The following is a 17,361-nucleotide window of genomic DNA, read 5'->3' as shown; positions in this document are numbered from 1 at the left end:
AATAATCTTAGTAGTTTTCAATATTAATGTGCTAGCCAATTGACTATTCAAGAATTTAAATATAGTGAGCAAAACTATGAAATATGCATTAGGACCAGTGCTTTATTATTGGCCTAAAATTGAAACTGAATCTTTTTATCAAGCCGCTAAAGATAGCGAAGCTGATATTATTTATATGGGCGAAACGGTATGCACCAAACGCCGTGAAATGAAAGTACCTAATTGGTTAGATTTAGCCAAAGAAATTGCTAAGTCTGGTAAACAAGTAGTACTCTCTACCCTTGCATTACTGGAAGCGCCATCAGAACTGAACGATTTAAGACAATTAGTAAATAATGGTGACTTTTTAGTTGAAGCTAATGATTTGGCTGCCATTAATATTGCCCACGATAATAAAGTACCTTTCGTCGCTGGCCCAGCGATTAACTGTTACAACGCATTTACGCTAAAATTATTACAAAAACAAGGTATGGTACGGTGGTGTATGCCCGTAGAACTATCTCGTGATTGGTTAAATAATGTTCTCAACCAATTTGATTCTTTAAAAATTGATCGTAAATTTGAGGTTGAAGTGTTTAGTTATGGTTATTTACCATTAGCTTATTCTGCTCGTTGTTTTACAGCCAGATCAGAAGATAGACCAAAAGATAAATGTGAAACCTGTTGTATAAAATATCCTGTAGGACGAGAAGTGTTTTCTCAAGAACAACAAAAGGTGTTTGTACTAAATGGCATTCAAACCCAAAGTGGTTATTGTTACAATTTAGGTAATAATCTGAAAGATATGAAAGGGTTAGTCGATATTGTGCGTATTTCACCACTTGGTATTGAAACGCTTGATGTAGTTAAACAATTTAAAGCCAATGAAGACGGTACAAACCCATTACATATTGAACATAAACGAGACTGTAATGGTTATTGGAATGGGATTGCTGGACTTGAACTTACACAATAAACTACCTGAAAAATTTAGAGCAGATTTCCCTGCTCTAAATCACTCTGTTTATCTTGATTCGGCTGCTACTGCGTTAAAACCGCAAACTATGATTGATACAACGGTTGAATATTATGCACATAATACCGCAACCGCACAGCGCAGTTTACACCAAGATGCACTAAAAGTTACCACAGCTATTAGTGAAGCTCGGCAAAGTGTGGCTAAGTTTATTCATAGCCAATCAAGCCAACAAATTGTTTGGACTCGTGGAACCACCGAATCAATAAATATAATTGCGCAAAGTTATGCTAGACCTTTACTACAGGCCGATGATGAAATAATTGTCAGCGAATTAGAGCACCATAGCAACCTATTACCTTGGCTGATCGTAGCCAAACAGACTGGTGCAAAGGTAATTAAATGGACTGCTGATGTTAATGAACTTTCATCATTACTATCACCCAAAACTAAAATTGTGGCCATAACCCAGATGTCTAATGTTACTGGCTTTTGCCCTGACTTAGTTAAAATTAGTCAATTAGTCCATCAGCATAATGCCATTTTAGTGGTAGATGGTGCACAAGGTGTTGTTCATCAGCCAATTGATGTTGAAAAGCTAGATATCGATTTTTACGCTTTTTCTGCCCATAAGTTATATGGCCCAACAGGGCTTGGCGTTCTATATGGAAAACAACATTTATTAGAACAGATGGATGTTTGGCAAGGTGGCGGTAAGATGTTGAAAAATACAACATTTTCAGATTTTGAAGTCGAAGATTTGCCTTATAAATTCGAAGCTGGTACCCAAAATATTGCAGGAATACTTGGTTTTAAAGCAACATTAGATTGGCTAAAAAAATGGGATGAAGCACAATTAAATGGTTATATAACACAATTGGCAAATTACGCTGAATCAAAATTAAGTAAATTGAACCATATCCAATTCTACAGTGTTAAAAATAGTCCAATAGTTAGCTTTAATATGCATAACATTCATCATAATGATATCGCTATTTTATTAAGTGAACAAAACATAGCCATTCGAACAGGTGGATTATGTGCAAAGCCGTTGATGGATAAACTTGGCTGTCATGGGGTTATTCGCATTTCAATAATGCCATATAATAATCAGCAAGACATTGATAGTTTTGTTACAGCACTGAAAAATGCTATTGAGGTTTTAACTTAGGATTTTACGCTAATCGCTTATCTTTTATCTCTAATTACTAACTGGTTTTATTATGTTATCACCACTATTTGAACTATTTTCTAAGCAACATAACTGGCAAGATCGTTATCGGCAATTAGTTGCTTTATCAAAGCAATTACCAGATTTTCCTGATGACCAAAAAACTGAAGCGAATCAGATTGATGGCTGTGAAAATCGAGTATGGTTAACCGTCAAAAAACAACCTGATGATTCCTTTATTTTTCAAGGTGACAGCGAAGGTCGAATTGTTAAAGGATTGCTCGCTGTTTTAATTATGATTGCCAATAATAAAAATGCAGAACAAATTAAGGCTCTTGATTTTCACGCGATATTAAATCAGTTAAAAATTATTGATGAATTGAGTCAATCCAGGCAGCAAGGACTAGATAAAATGATTGAACGAATTAAATTGTTAACTAATGATGTAAAAAAAGGAGAATAAATTCTCCTTTTTTAATTATTTATGATTAGCGTTGGGTAAATAACGTAATAACTTTTTTCACGCCAGCAACTTTACTTGCAACATTAGCGGCTTCTTGCCCTTCTTCACTGGTAACAATGCCAATTAAAAACACTTCGCCATTTTCAGTTACCACTTTGATATTACGTGCTTTGGTTTTGGAATTCATGATAAGTTGAGATTTAACTTTTGTTGTTATCCACATATCATTACTGATAGTTCCAGCACCGACAGGCTCACCTGAGCGAATTTGGTTATAAACTTTCTTCACACCTTCAACTTGATATGCAAGACGTTCAGCCTTTTCAATTTGTTCTGCATTCGCTTGGCCAGTTAAAATAATATTGCCATCATAGGTACTTGAGGAAATACGAGAGCCTATAAAGAAAGGACCATTTTCGCTTAGCTTATTATTCATTCTGGTATTGAGCGTTGTATCATCAACTTGCGTTCCAGTAGTACGTGGATCGGTTGCAACTTTTGCTGTAGCGCCAGCGCCGACACCAATAACAGCCGCTACACAACCTTGTAGCATTAATGCACCCGATACTAATACAGCAACTAAGACAATTTTTTTCATTATTACTCCTTTTATTTACAGCTCAGTAAAATTCAAATACTGATAAATTCTTTTTATTATGCCTTGTAGATAATGATTTGCAAAATAATTTTATTATTCTGAAATGTAAAAGTTATTTGATTATTTTTAATTAACATATCTCAAGAAAGCAATTACTCTACTTGTTAAAACAAACATTTATTTTTCTATAAAATCTGCTATCTTTTTACACAGATTAATAATAAACATTAACAGAGTTAAGCTATGCATCAAGATTGTATCGATTGGTTATTTGGATTATCTGCACCAATGGTTGCATTAAATAAAGAAGAAGGCGCAAGTTATACCTCACCTTATTTTTATCCAGAACGAAATTATACTGATATGAAAAAAGATTGGGGCATTGACTCTCGAGAAAGCCTATTATCAATGATTTTTGATATGGTTGATGATGGTCATGCGCCGGCTTTATCCAAACACTATTTTATGTACCCAAGATTAACCGCTCCTCATTGGCTTAAATATATTGAAAAACACTGCGATTACGATAAAGTCTTAATTGAATATGTAGAAAAAACCTATTCCGAGTGTGGTGTTGGTGGCATACGTAGTTTTGATTATGCAAGAATGGGCTATCTATTACGCAATGGCACCAGCAATATGTTCATTACTGAAGATGAAGCACTATGGATTTTTTATAGAATAGCGCTACGAGCTCAACACTATTATTCATCTTGGCAAAACTATTTTTCAGGATGGTTTATTGGGTATCAATATTGGGAATCATTATCCAATAAAGAAGATTTAGAGCAGCTACGTTGCGAATTATGTCGCTCATCGCGTAATTGGACTATGTCCAAGTTATATTCCAATGAAGACTCCCCCTATCATCACTTACCTTGGTATATCGAACTTGAAGAAATAGAAAAACCACAATCTTTAATGGAGTATGCTTGGTCATGAATAATAATTTTTGGCAATTATTGGGTATTGATAAAACCATTGATATAACAGAAATTCGTAATGCTTATCGAGCAAAACTTCCGCAATATCACCCCGAAACAGATCCAGTAGGCTTTAAAGCTTTACGGGAAGCTTATGAATTGGCGATGCAATACGCAAAGTCACCAGAAGAAACAGATGAACATTCCAATCAAGAGCAAGAGGAAGTAAGCATTACCGAAGAAGAACGCCAAGTCAAAGAGATCTGTGACAATTATCAAGCATTACTAGATGATCCTGCTCGCTGCAATGATGTTGATGAATGGCAAAAGTTTATTGCCTCCTTTTTTGATTACCCAATGTCTGTATTAGATATTGCCAAATGGAAAATGTTAGATATCAGTTATGATACATTAACCATATCACTTAATTGCGTAAAAATATTGGCAGAAAATTTACGTTGGCGCCAACAAGTGATGGATCACTATCCTGATAAGATTGAAATGTACGAGAATTTTTTCGATCACATTGAACGAGGTGATTTGTTTGACTATAACTGCCTACCTAAAAATAATAAAGCAGTACAAAATGAAACTATCAATTATGTGCGTAATGCGCAATGGATTTTTTGGGATAAACCTTATAAGGAATTAAATAAGTATTTTTCTATTCATACTGTGATTTACTTACCCAATAACCAGGAATTGATGGAAGATTTAGCTCATTGGCATAGCTTTGCTAAAGTGAAAAATAAAAGTTTATTAGAGTATGCTTTAACTCGCATCGCTAATTCCAATCAAGATGAAGCTAATCAATGGAAAGTTGTTGCAGCAATACAATACTCTTTACTTGAAGATGAAGAAAATGCCTTTCAATTTTGGGTAGAGTTATATCATTTACCACAATATCAAGAGCAAGCTACTTTTTGGTTAATTGAGTGGTGTACCAAAAACCATCAAAATTATTTACCTTTACTGCTCCTTGCACTTAATCAATCATATTGTCTACCCGCTGAAACTGATAATAAATATTTATATGCGATACCCCAGCTTACTACATCTACAAACTCGCGATTATTTAAATTAAAAATAGAAGATTACCCAGAAGAAATTGCTAATGTTATTAGATGGGCAACTGATATTAATTGGAATTATCGCCAAGTGTTATATACATTATTACATGATGATGGAACCAGTAGCTTTTATCGCTTATATCGTCATGCAATTATGTTACGACACGGTAATGAAACATTATTACATGCAATCTTAAATGATCACTTTGAAGATCAATTTGAACAATTTATCTTACAAAATCTACAACGCCAGGCTAAACAGCACCTTGAATGGCTAACAAAACTTTCACCAGTCCAAGAATTTAAAGCTTGGTTATATTATGATGATACTATTATTCCAACTAAGTTTGACCCAGATGAAAATGGTGAATATGTTTTATTTGGTCGTTTATGGCTAGATAGATTCGATGATATTCCAGACACAGCTAAACTAAATTTATATAGAAATATTAACTATCGCAATATGGAGATGTTTGACTGGCCAATATATTTTCATTTCAGAGGGCGAGATAATTTACCCAAATTACCAGTCGAGTTAATTACTGATAATAAAGATGCATATTGGCAATGGTATCGTCATTGTCTATTGGTCGTGACTATTGGTAATTCGCCGTTTAAAGCTGCAAATTTCATTAGGAAAAATAATCAGTTATTTCATTTGCCTGATGATGATCAACTCACACCACTATTAAATACTTTTAAGTCTAATGAATGGCAAAATGAAGTTGAGTTATATAATCTGATCGATTGTAATAACAAGCTAACTAGTAGTATGTTATGTAATTACCCTAATGCCATTGAATATTTTATTGATATACCTGAGGATGTTAATTTTACCGATATCAAACAAAATATAGATCAATTATGGCAAGCTAAATTAGCTAACCACTCACCAGCATATTTAATGCTACTCCATACAATAATCTTAAATAAACTGAATCAAAAAGAGGAGTTACATCAGATCTTACAAAAATTAGCTGGTGATGATAAAGCATTGCAACAATTAGCTAAAGCATTTGAGAGCAAACTATCAATCTCCTCCTCATTTAGGAAAAATAATCGTGATATTTATGAATCATTAAAACAATTGAAAGCCCTTAATGAAAATTTATCTGACGATAATATGATTTTTAATGATGATAAAATTAATAAATTGGAAAATATTAAAGGTGATACGGATAATGATTTAATATTACGTTTATGCTCGACACTGCTTCTAGCAAAAAATATTGAAAATCAAAAGAACCTTGAAGCAAAATCACTACCTAAAAATAAATCGAATCAAATATGGCGTTGGAATGGTCGAACCAATGGCAAAGGTTTCTATAATCAAATATGTTGCGTCACCGCGATATTAAGTTTTTTGATAATAAAGTTAAGTGGGGTGAAATCATCTCATCATATGATTTACTATATATTATTTGCATTAATTATAATTAATATTATTTTTGCAATTAGGCGACGTTCAAATGATGCATATAGTAGCGGAAAATATCGTCTATCTATTTTCTCTCCCTCAATTAATCAAACTAATCGCTATGGACCACCATTAGATAGCTAAGCAAAGATACGGCTTATACTATTTCCGTTGTGTACTATCCCCTTTGTATACTATCCCCTTTGAAAAGATATTTAATTATGACCAAAGGGGATTTTCTAAATCTATCTGATTATCGATTAAGATCGTTAAGATTCGATTCAATTTCGCTTCGAACCTGTTCTATCTCTTCAAGATTTTGCTGATTTAAGACTTCCATAAAAGCTTCGATATAAGAGCCAATGAGTAGTCGTTCATCACCCAATGATTGTGCCCATGCTCGCTCTAATCTTGCTAATAAAGTACGATTTAACATTTCATCACGAGGATGAATTTTAAGTGCCGCTAATCGGTCATGGCTTTCCTGTTTTTGTTTATCGGTTAATCCAATCGGACTGTGATCAATCACTTTACCATGCAATGCCCCTGTTTCAAGTAATACCACATCGACTTCAAGCAAACCATTTAAATCATAACTAAAGCGAACATCAATACCTTGTATTTTTTCCATAGGTGTGACTGGCACTTCAAATTCATCAATTAAAACGTTATTTTCAACCTTTGGATTCTCACCTTGATAAACAGAAAGCATAATACTTTTTTGTTGAGGGTATGAAGTGTAAAACGTTTTTACCTTTGAAGTTGGAACTATCGTATTACGCTCAATAATTGGCGAAAATAACCCTTTAATATTACCCGAAGAAATTTCAATACCAAGTGTATATGGGCAAACATCGGTTAGAATAACCTCTTCAACATCGGCATTTCGCAAACGACATGCCGCCTGAACAGCTGCACCTTGTGCAACAATAGTAGTTGGATTGATATGACGATAAGGCAGTTTACCAAATAACTTTGTCACTAATTCACGAACCACACCTAATTGCGATGAACCACCAACTAAAACAATATGTTCGAGTTCATTAGCCTTTAAGCGAGCATCACTTAATGCTTGTTCAACTGGCGCTCGTAATCGATTGAGTAATGGCAACCAAATTGACTTAGCTCTTACTTCATTTAATGAAAATTGCCATTGCTTATCTTGCCAAAACCATGTCAAATTATGCATTTGCTCGCCACTTAGCTTACATTTTAATTGTTCAGCTAAATCCAATAAACGCGCATAATCATCGACAGGAATATCTTCTTGTTTAAGTTCCCATTCACTCAAACATGCTTTAACTATTTCATGAGTAAAATCTTCACCGCCTAAGTAGTTATCGCCTGCTGATGCATGAACCTCAATGATTGGCATTGCATATTCCAATACTGTCACATCAAATGTGCCACCACCTAAGTCAAAAACCAGCGTATTTCCTGATTGTTCTTCATGTAATCCATACGCCATTGAAGCAGCGGTGGGCTCATTGATTAGACGGACTGCGTTTAATCCTGCAAGCTCAGCAGCAAAGCGAGTTTGTTTACGCTGTTCGTCATTAAAATAAGCGGGAACTGAAATCACGACATCACGAATTTCTTGTTTCAAGAAAGCTTCAGCATCCGCTTTTAATGATTTTAAAACTAATGCTGAAAGTTCTGTTGGGGTAAATTTTTGATCGCCCAACTCAAAAACTTTACTTGAACCTAAAAAACGTTTGAATGCTGCTGCACTACGACTAGGATGAGTAGTTAAACGAGATAAAGCCGCATGACCAACCAAAATGGTATTATCTTCATCAATGCTGACAGCTGAAGGAGTAACAACTTCACCTATTGAATTGGGAATTAGTGTCGGCTGGCCGTTTTGCCAAACACAAATTAAACTATTGGTAGTACCTAAATCAATACCTATTGGAGGATGTATAACCACTTTATTCTCTTAGTATTTTCCAACATGTCAGATATTATATCCTTAATACTATTTAAGGTGCAATTTTATCCAATGTGTTGCGCTAAACATTATTGAAAAAAGAGCAGTTTTACTTATTTTTTTTATCTATCTCAACAATTTGGCTGATTAATTTACCTGTCTTAAGCTGGGTTAAAATAAAGTCACCAATAGACACTTGTTCAACCGTTCTTATCACTTGTTGTTGCTGGTTAGTTGTTACAGAATAACCACGATCTAAAGTAGCAAGTGGACTAACACTATTAAGCTGAGATGTTTTTAATACAAATTCATGCTTAGCATCCGTTAACCTTTTTTGAACCAGATTAATCAGTTGTTGCTGTTTTCTCTCTAGGTTTTGACCATAATAGAGCACTTTATGTTGTGGCGAAACACGTAACAAATATTTATCCAGCACATTATGACGATAGGATTGTTTAGATAAATAGTGCTGCATATTTTCAAATAAAGCATGACGACTGGTTAATAAACGATTTAATTGCTTAGATAATTTAGTTTGAGGATGCTGTGATTGCAATCGTTGATAACGCTTATTTAATAATTCTCGTCGACGTACCAAATAGTAATCAATCGCCATACATAAGTATTGTTCTTGAACTTGTAAACTTTTAATCTGCTCTAGCTTATCCCGGCTAACCAACTCAGCTGCTGCCGATGGGGTAGCTGCGCGCACATCAGCAACAAAGTCAGCAATGGTGAAATCAACTTCATGACCAACAGCACTAATAATAGGTAATTGACTAGCAAAAATAGCTCTAGCTAAAAGCTCCTCATTAAATGACCAAAGATCTTCAAGCGATCCCCCTCCTCGCCCAACAATTAAAACATCACATTCTTGGCGAATATTCGCGATTTGAATCATTCTGGCAATTTGTGCCGCTGCTTCAGTACCTTGTACCGACGTTGGGTAAATAATCAAATTCAAACTTGGATCGCGCCGGTTTAATATCTGACAAATATCATGTAGAGCTGCACCTGTTGACGAAGTAATAATTCCAACCGTACGAATATTATCAGGTAACGACTTTTTATAAATCGGATCAAACAATCCTTCTTCTGACAGTTTTTGCTTTAGTTGCTCAAACTTTTGTTGTAACAAACCAGCACCAGCTGGTTGTAATTGATTAATAACCAATTGATAATCACCACGTGCTTCATAAAGAGTTACCGAGGCATTAACTAAAACTTGTTGACCATTTTGAGGGGTAAATCCCGTACGATAATTATTATTACGAAACATGGCACAACGCACTTGCGCAATATCATCTTTCAATGTGAAATACCAATGACCTGAAGCTGGGCGAGAAAAATTGGAAATTTCACCAACCAACCAAACTTGCCCAATAGCATCAGAAAGCAGATCTTTAACTATTTGATTAAGATCTTTTACCGATAAAATCGAACTATTGTGCATACTATTATCCTAACAAGTTTAATCTAAATCAAAGTCGGCCCAAATTGGCGCATGATCGGAAGGTTTTTCCATACCACGAATATCGTAATCAATACCGGTTTCACCACAATACTGCATAAGTTTTTCACTAGCTAAGATAAGATCGATTCGTAATCCGGTTTTTACACTAAAACCTCTGGAACGATAATCAAACCAAGAAAATCTCTGTGTATCTGGGTTGGCATGACGGTAAGTATCAGTATAACCTGCTGCCATTAAATTATTTATCCATTCACGCTCTTCAGGTAAAAAAGAGCATTTACCCGCACTTAACCACCGTTTGCGGTTATTTTCATTAATCCCAATATCTAAATCAGTTGGACAAATATTCATATCACCCATAACGAGTGATAATTGGCTATTCAGCTGTCGATCCTGTATATATTCAACTAAATCTTGATAAAATTTACGCTTAGCTGGATATTTAATTTCATTATGCAAACTTTCACCTTGCGGAAAATAACCATTAATGACGGTTAAATTACCTTTGCTAGTCGGAAACTCAGCTACCATTAATCGACATTGTGCACCATCTTCATCGGTCGGAAACCCACACTCGACCGATAACGGTTTTTGCTTAGTCAATAAAGCTACACCGTAATAACCTTTTTGACCGTGATAATATAAATGGTAGCCAAATTGCTTAAGTTCCTCGATTGGAAATTGGTCATTATGAACTTTAGTCTCTTGTAAACCAATGATATCGGGCTGATGTCTTTCAATAATCGCAGCTAATTGATGGATTCTAATACGAATACTATTAATATTAAAAGATAAAACTTTAATCATAAATTTATTGTATTTGATTTAATTTTGCAATTGACCCATGCTACCAAAAATACGTTATACTGTTAAGCAATTACAGCGAAAGCTATAACTAGTGATTAAAGGATCAACAATATGTCTAAGGAATTACTTTCATTGCGTCATAAAATTGATGAAGTCGACAAATCAATTTTAGCTTTAATTAGTCAACGACTAGCATTAGTTGCTGAAGTTGGTGAGGTAAAAAGCGAGCATGGAATTCCGATTTATGATCCTAAACGTGAAGCCGATATGTTAGCTAAACGTAAACAAGAAGCTGAAAACTTAGGCATATCACCCGCCTTAATTGAAGATATTTTACGCCGATTAATGCGTGAGTCCTATATAAGTGAAAACGACAAAGGTTTTAAAAAAGTTTACAACGGCAAAGGCTCGATTGTCATCATTGGCGGTAATGGACAAATGGGTAGACTATTTGCCAAACTATTTACCCTATCAGGTTATGAAGTTAAAACCTTAGGTTCCAAAACCATGCATCAAGCAGCCGAAGTTGTCGCTGATGCCGCTGCCGTTATTGTTACAGTACCTATCAACAAAACATGCGAAATCATTGAACAATTACCACCGTTACCTAAAGATTGCATTTTAACCGATTTTACATCAATCAAAGTCAAACCTTTACAAGCCATGCTAGCCAAACACGCGGGGCCTGTGGTTGGATTGCATCCAATGTTTGGTCCTGACGTGCCAAATTTAGCCAAACAAGTCATTGTCTACTGCCAAGGTCGATATCCTGAGCAATATCAATGGTTAATTGAACAGATGCGAATTTGGGGAGCCAATTTGTGCGCGATTGATGCCAAAGAGCATGACAAATGTATGTCGTTTATTCAAGCATTACGCCATTTTACTTCGTTCTCATACGGTGTAAATTTACAACGAGAACACGCTGATTTAGAACAATTAATTACCTTATCATCACCTATTTATCGCTTGGAGTTAATGATGGTTGGTCGCTTATTTGCTCAAGATCCCGTTCTTTATGCCGATATCATCATGGCGTCAGATGAAAATATTGAGTTAATCAAACGCTATTATGAATGTTTTGGACAAATGGTTAAATTAATTGAACAACGAGATAAAACTAAATTCATTGAAAATTTTAATGAAGTAACTAAATGGTTTGGCAGTTATGCTGAACGTTTTATAAAAGAGAGCCAAGTATTATTAAAATTTGCTAATGACAATCGAGAATAATTTTACTTCGCTTCCTTTTATAGGATAAAAAACGACTTATAAGAAAGGCAATTGGTCAAATAAAAAACTTTAGTATGAGGAAATAACATGTCTAATCGGAAATATTTTGGGACAGATGGTATTCGTGGAAAAGTTGGAGAATATCCTATAACGCCTGATTTCGCCCTCAAGTTAGGCTGGGCAGCAGGACGAGTACTGGCTAAAGATGGTGTTAAAAAAGTCCTCATCGGTAAAGATACCCGTATTTCAGGTTATATGCTTGAATCGGCTTTAGAAGCAGGATTTGCCTCCGCGGGCGTCGCTGCTGCTTTTACTGGACCAATGCCAACACCTGCCATTGCTTATCTAACTCGCACATTTCGGGCTGATGCGGGTGTAGTCATATCGGCCTCCCATAACCCATTTTATGATAACGGTATTAAATTTTTCTCAACTGAAGGGCGAAAACTCGATGACGCCATTGAATTAGAAATCGAAGCCGAGCTTGAAAAACAGATCGACTGTGTTGAATCAAAACAACTTGGTCGAGCAAGCCGAATAACCGATGCAGCGGGTCGATACATCGAATTTTGTAAAAGCACCTTTGATCACGACTTAAGTCTATCAGGACTAAAAGTTGTTGTGGATTGTGCCAATGGAGCCACTTACCACATTGCCCCAAAAGTACTTCGAGAACTTGGTGCTAAAGTAATAAAAATTGGTTGCGAACCGGATGGAGTCAATATTAATGAAAACTGTGGTGCTACTGATGTAAAAGCATTAACTAAAACTGTCCTTGAAGAAAAAGCTGACTTAGGCTTTGCTCTTGATGGTGATGGTGATCGCATCATTATGGTTGATCATAAAGGCAATAGAATTGATGGTGATTTAATTATTTACATTATTGCTCGTGAAGCCTTAAGGCAAGGTCAACTTAAAGGTGGCGTTGTCGGGACCTTGATGAGCAACATGGGACTTGAAATCGCCCTTAAAAATCTTGGCATCCCATTTGTACGAGCAAAAGTGGGGGACCGTTATGTGCTTGAAATGCTGGTTGAAAAAAATTGGCGATTAGGCGCAGAAAATTCAGGCCATGTCCTTTTACTTGATAAAACCACAACAGGCGATGGTATTGTTGCAGGCTTACAAGTTCTGGCGGCAATGATAAGAAATAACATGTCACTCGCTGAATTATGTCAAGGCATGACCATGCTACCACAAATATTAATTAACGTTCGTTATACAGGAAACCCATTAGCCAATGCTGCGGTCAAATCTGCAATTGAACAGGCAGAAACGCAACTTGGCAATGAAGGTCGGGTATTGATACGCAAATCAGGCACCGAACCGCTTATCCGCGTAATGGTAGAAGGTAGTAATCACTCTCAAGTACAAAAATTAGCGGAACAAATTGCCAATGCAGTTAAAGCATCAAATTAGCCTATTTTTTCATCATTAATTAAGCTATTGATGAACAATATTTCTAATAAAGTGATCGGTAAAGCTGTTATTCTTTACACAAAATTAGTAAAAAGTGTCTAAATTCTTTATTTTTTTAATCAGTTGTTGACTTATTATAGGGAATTAGGTTTAAAATAATAGCTTCGGTTATTGCAGTGATTGTTTATACCTTTTAAGGCAAAAACAAACTGTAGTTTTTATTTTTAAAATAGGTAAGAGGGTTATATGGCAGTTTCCTCTCCAGCTTCACCGCAAGCTTATATAAAACACCATCTGGAGAACTTACAAGTTGGTTCTGGTTTTTGGACCTTTAATCTTGATTCCTTGTTCTTCTCAATTGTACTTGGTGTGCTTTTCTTATGGATTTTCCATTGTGTAGCAAGGAAAGCGACGAGTGGCGTACCAGGTAAACTTCAATGTGCGGTAGAGATGATCTTTGAATTTGTAAATAATACTGTCAAAGACATGTTCACAGGTCAAAATAAACTCATTGCCCCTTTAGCACTTACTGTGTTTATCTGGGTATTTTTAATGAACTTAATGGATCTAATTCCTGTTGATTTCCTACCTTATGCGGGACAATATTTAGGTCTATCTCATTTAAGAGTCGTACCGACAGCTGACGTGAGTATCACAATGTCAATGTCACTCGGTGTCTTTGCACTTATCATCATTTATTCAATCAAATATAAAGGGATTTCAGGGTTTATTAAAGAATACACCTTGCATCCATTTAATCATTGGGCATTTGCACCAATCAATTTAGTCCTTGAACTTGTTAGCTTATTAGCTAAACCTGTTTCTTTAGGATTACGACTCTTCGGTAACATGTATGCTGGTGAACTTATCTTCATCTTAATAGCAGCATTATTACCTTGGTGGTCACAATGGGTATTATCACTACCATGGGCTATCTTCCATATTTTGATAATCACCTTACAAGCATTTATTTTTATGGTGTTGACTATCGTCTATTTAGCGATGGCCTCAACAACAGAAGATCATTAATTTTAACTTTTTTTAGATAATAAACTGGAGTATATAATGGATAGTATGAGTATGTTATTTGTAGCCGCTGGCATAATGATGGGATTAGCTGCAATCGGTGGTGCAGTTGGTATCGGTCTATTAGGTGGTAAATTCTTAGAAGGTGCTGCTCGTCAACCAGAATTAATGCCTATGTTACGTACACAATTCTTTATCGTTATGGGCTTAGTTGATGCGATTCCTATGATTTGTGTGGGTATTGCGCTATATGTTATTTTTGCTGTTGCTGGTTAATAATAATTTAAGAGGAATTGTCTCATGAATATGAACGCAACTCTCCTCGGCCAAGCAATTACATTTGTATTGTTTGTTTGGTTCTGTATGAAGTTTGTTTGGCCTCCGGTTATCCGAGCGATTGAAAAACGCCAAAAAGAGATAGCGGAAGGATTAGCTTCAGCAGAAACAGCAAAAAAAGATTTGGAATTAGCCAAAGCAAATACATCTGACATAATGCAACAGGCTAAGGTTGAGGCTAATGCAATTATTGAGCAAGCGAATAAACGCAAAGCAGCCATTCTAGAAGAAGCTAAACAAGAAGCTACTCGTGAAAAAGAAAGGATTGTTGCTCAAGGACTTGCTGAAGTTGAGGCTGAGCGTAAACGCGCTCGTGAAGAGCTTAAACAACAAGTCGCTACACTCGCTATTGCCGGTGCAGAAAAAATTATTGAACGTTCTGTTAATGAAGCCGCTAACAGCGACATCATTGATAAACTCGTAGCTGAACTATAAGGAGAATAGAGCAATGGCTGACTTAATTACGATTGCTCGCCCTTATGCTAAAGCCGCTTTCGACTTTGCTGTTGAAAAAAATAGCATCGAATCATGGCACAAAATGTTAGTGTTAACTGCTGAAGTGAGCAAAGATGCTCAAATAAAAAGCATTTTAACATCTGACATGAAAACCGATTCAGTGGCTAACTTACTCATCAACATCTGTAAAGATGTGCTTGATGAGTTTAGCACTAATTTTATTAAAGTGATGGCTGAAAACAAACGCTTATCCCTTCTTCCTGAAGTGTTAACATTGTTTGAGCAATACTGTTTAGAAAGAGAAGCCCAAGCAGACGTTGATGTAATTTCTGCCAATGAGCTTACTAGTGAACAACTTGATAAAATTTCTGTCGCTGTCGAAAAACGTTTATCACGAAAAGTAAAACTAAAATGTCATATTGATAAATCGCTCATTTCTGGTTTTATTATTCGTACGGGCGATATGGTTATTGATAGTAGTATCAGAGGACGTCTAAATCGACTAAATGACGTTCTACAGTCTTAAGGGGACTGATAATGCAGCTAAATTCAACTGAAATAAGTGAACTAATTAAAGAGCGGATAGCTCAGTTCAATATTGTGAGTGATGCTCACAATGAAGGAACGATCATCTCAGTAAGTGATGGTATCCTTCGAATCCACGGATTAACTGATGTCATGCAAGGCGAAATGATTGCATTACCAGGCAACCGATATGCAATGGCATTAAACCTTGAAAGAGATTCTGTTGGTGCGGTGGTCATGGGACCATACGAAGACTTATCTGAAGGGATGAAAGTACAATGTACTGGCCGTATTTTACAGGTACCAGTAGGTGATGGTTTATTAGGCCGTGTTATTAACACACTTGGTGAACCAATTGATGGTAAAGGTTCGATTCAACATGACGGCTTCTCACCTGTAGAAGTTGTTGCGCCAGGCGTTATCGATCGTCAATCTGTTGACCAAGCGTTACAAACTGGTTATAAAGCGGTTGACTCAATGATTCCAATTGGTCGTGGTCAACGTGAACTTATCATCGGTGACCGTCAAACCGGTAAAACCGCATTAGCCATCGACGCCATTATTAATCAACGTGATTCTGGTGTTAAATGTATTTACGTCGCAATCGGTCAAAAACAATCAACTATTGCTAACGTAGTGCGTAAACTTGAAGAGCACGGTGCACTTAAAAATACCATTGTGGTTGTTGCATCAGCATCTGAATCAGCAGCATTACAATACTTAGCACCTTACGCGGGTTGTGCTATGGGAGAATACTTCCGTGATCGCGGACAAGATGCACTAATTGTTTATGATGATTTATCGAAACAAGCCGTTGCTTATCGTCAAATTTCATTACTACTTCGTCGTCCACCTGGGCGTGAAGCTTACCCTGGTGACGTGTTCTATCTTCACTCACGTTTACTTGAACGTGCTGCTCGTGTTAACGAAGCTTATGTTGAAGAGTTCACTAAAGGCGAAGTAAAAGGTAAAACCGGTTCATTAACTGCGTTACCAATTATCGAAACTCAAGCGGGTGACGTTTCTGCATTCGTACCAACTAACGTAATTTCGATTACAGATGGTCAGATCTTCCTTGAAACCAGCTTATTCAACTCGGGTATCCGTCCTGCGGTAAACCCAGGTATCTCGGTTTCTCGTGTGGGTGGTGCTGCTCAAACTAAGATAATGAAAAAATTATCAGGCGGTATTCGTACAGCTCTTGCACAATATCGTGAATTAGCCGCTTTCTCACAATTTGCATCTGACTTAGACGAAGCAACAAGAAACCAATTAAGCCACGGTGAAAAAGTAACTGAATTACTCAAACAAAAGCAATATTCACCAATGACTGTTGCAGAGCAATCAATTGTACTTTATGCCGCTGAGCGTGGTTATCTAGAAGATGTTGAACTTGCTAAAGTATTATCATTTGAAACAGCACTTCTATCTTATGCCCATAGTCAATATGCCGATTTTGTAAAACAGATCGACGAGACAGGCAATTACAACGATGAGATTGAAAGTAAGTTAAAAGCATTGCTTGAAAGCTTTAAATCAACTCAAACTTGGTAAGGGT

General features: G+C 36.2%; 16 protein-coding genes. 12 read left to right on the top strand and 4 right to left on the bottom strand.

All coding sequences use genetic code 11. The features are described from left to right. Window positions 1–76 precede the first annotated feature (76 nt). The 3 genes from J3T98_RS08205 to J3T98_RS08195 are packed head-to-tail and all read left to right on the top strand — an operon-like array spanning window position 77 to window position 2,589. Entirely contained in the window at window positions 77–955 is an 879-nt protein-coding gene (locus J3T98_RS08205; RefSeq protein WP_220225322.1) for a U32 family peptidase, read from the top strand. Then, on the top strand, window positions 912–2,126 hold the full coding sequence (csdA, locus tag J3T98_RS08200; RefSeq protein WP_267353558.1) for a cysteine desulfurase CsdA: 1,215 nt from the start codon (window positions 912–914) through the stop codon (window positions 2,124–2,126). The genes J3T98_RS08205 and csdA overlap by 44 nt, the downstream gene beginning before the upstream one ends. Window positions 2,127–2,178: 52 nt before the next feature. Further along, a complete protein-coding gene (locus J3T98_RS08195) occupies window positions 2,179–2,589 on the top strand; it encodes a SufE family protein (protein ID WP_220225324.1) in 411 nt (136 codons plus the stop codon). Window positions 2,590–2,614: 25 nt separating this feature from the next. Here the strand turns inward: J3T98_RS08195 and dolP are convergent, their stop codons facing one another. After that, window positions 2,615–3,187, bottom strand: coding sequence for a division/outer membrane stress-associated lipid-binding lipoprotein (gene dolP, locus J3T98_RS08190; RefSeq protein ID WP_220225325.1), 573 nt, complete (start codon window positions 3,185–3,187; stop codon window positions 2,615–2,617). Between the two features lie 243 nt (window positions 3,188–3,430). On the opposite strand from dolP, the gene J3T98_RS08185 reads away from it, so the two are divergent. Both J3T98_RS08185 and J3T98_RS08180 read left to right on the top strand, forming a co-directional pair. Next, a complete protein-coding gene (locus J3T98_RS08185) occupies window positions 3,431–4,129 on the top strand; it encodes a DUF1266 domain-containing protein (protein ID WP_267332107.1) in 699 nt (232 codons plus the stop codon). Next, a complete protein-coding gene (locus tag J3T98_RS08180) occupies window positions 4,126–6,741 on the top strand; it encodes a J domain-containing protein (RefSeq protein ID WP_267362603.1) in 2,616 nt (871 codons plus the stop codon). Before J3T98_RS08185 ends, J3T98_RS08180 begins: the two co-directional genes overlap by 4 nt. A gap of 109 nt (window positions 6,742–6,850) precedes the next feature. Here J3T98_RS08180 and J3T98_RS08175 read toward each other — a convergent pair whose 3' ends face one another. The 3 genes from J3T98_RS08175 to xthA all read right to left on the bottom strand — a co-directional run bounded on the left by J3T98_RS08175 (window position 6,851) and on the right by xthA (window position 10,805). After that, the gene (locus J3T98_RS08175; protein ID WP_220225328.1) at window positions 6,851–8,527 is read right to left on the bottom strand and encodes a molecular chaperone HscC; all 1,677 of its coding nucleotides are present in this window, start codon (window positions 8,525–8,527) and stop codon (window positions 6,851–6,853) included. A 109-nt stretch (window positions 8,528–8,636) separates the two neighbouring features. Further along, the gene (gene xseA / locus J3T98_RS08170) at window positions 8,637–9,980 is read right to left on the bottom strand and encodes an exodeoxyribonuclease VII large subunit (RefSeq protein WP_220225329.1); all 1,344 of its coding nucleotides are present in this window, start codon (window positions 9,978–9,980) and stop codon (window positions 8,637–8,639) included. 18 nt (window positions 9,981–9,998) lie between these two features. After that, window positions 9,999–10,805: an exodeoxyribonuclease III gene (xthA, locus tag J3T98_RS08165; RefSeq protein ID WP_370632635.1), complete on the bottom strand. Its 807-nt coding sequence runs from the start codon at window positions 10,803–10,805 to the stop codon at window positions 9,999–10,001. A 114-nt stretch (window positions 10,806–10,919) separates the two neighbouring features. Between xthA and tyrA the strand changes: the two genes are divergently transcribed. From tyrA to atpA, 7 genes are all read left to right on the top strand, one after another. Beyond that, window positions 10,920–12,041 (top strand): bifunctional chorismate mutase/prephenate dehydrogenase, encoded by a 1,122-nt coding sequence (tyrA, locus tag J3T98_RS08160; RefSeq protein ID WP_065734995.1) that lies wholly within the window; start codon window positions 10,920–10,922, stop codon window positions 12,039–12,041. 87 nt (window positions 12,042–12,128) lie between these two features. After that, on the top strand, window positions 12,129–13,460 hold the full coding sequence (gene glmM / locus J3T98_RS08155) for a phosphoglucosamine mutase (RefSeq protein ID WP_065563770.1): 1,332 nt from the start codon (window positions 12,129–12,131) through the stop codon (window positions 13,458–13,460). Between the two features lie 246 nt (window positions 13,461–13,706). Continuing rightward, window positions 13,707–14,489 (top strand): F0F1 ATP synthase subunit A, encoded by a 783-nt coding sequence (gene atpB / locus J3T98_RS08150; protein ID WP_267362601.1) that lies wholly within the window; start codon window positions 13,707–13,709, stop codon window positions 14,487–14,489. A gap of 36 nt (window positions 14,490–14,525) precedes the next feature. Beyond that, a complete protein-coding gene (gene atpE, locus J3T98_RS08145) occupies window positions 14,526–14,762 on the top strand; it encodes a F0F1 ATP synthase subunit C (protein ID WP_065563772.1) in 237 nt (78 codons plus the stop codon). 24 nt (window positions 14,763–14,786) lie between these two features. After that, entirely contained in the window at window positions 14,787–15,257 is a 471-nt protein-coding gene (atpF, locus tag J3T98_RS08140; RefSeq protein ID WP_065563773.1) for a F0F1 ATP synthase subunit B, read from the top strand. A gap of 13 nt (window positions 15,258–15,270) precedes the next feature. Next, on the top strand, window positions 15,271–15,804 hold the full coding sequence (atpH, locus tag J3T98_RS08135) for a F0F1 ATP synthase subunit delta (RefSeq protein ID WP_065563774.1): 534 nt from the start codon (window positions 15,271–15,273) through the stop codon (window positions 15,802–15,804). Window positions 15,805–15,815: 11 nt separating this feature from the next. After that, window positions 15,816–17,357 (top strand): F0F1 ATP synthase subunit alpha, encoded by a 1,542-nt coding sequence (gene atpA, locus J3T98_RS08130; protein ID WP_065563775.1) that lies wholly within the window; start codon window positions 15,816–15,818, stop codon window positions 17,355–17,357. Window positions 17,358–17,361 lie beyond the last annotated feature (4 nt).

The sequence above is a fragment of the Gilliamella sp. B2772 genome (assembly GCF_026536985.1).
GTDB lineage: Bacteria > Pseudomonadota > Gammaproteobacteria > Enterobacterales > Orbaceae > Gilliamella > Gilliamella apicola_E.
The sequence above is the reverse complement of the archived record's forward strand: the minus strand, read 5'-3'. Positions and strand labels throughout refer to the sequence as shown.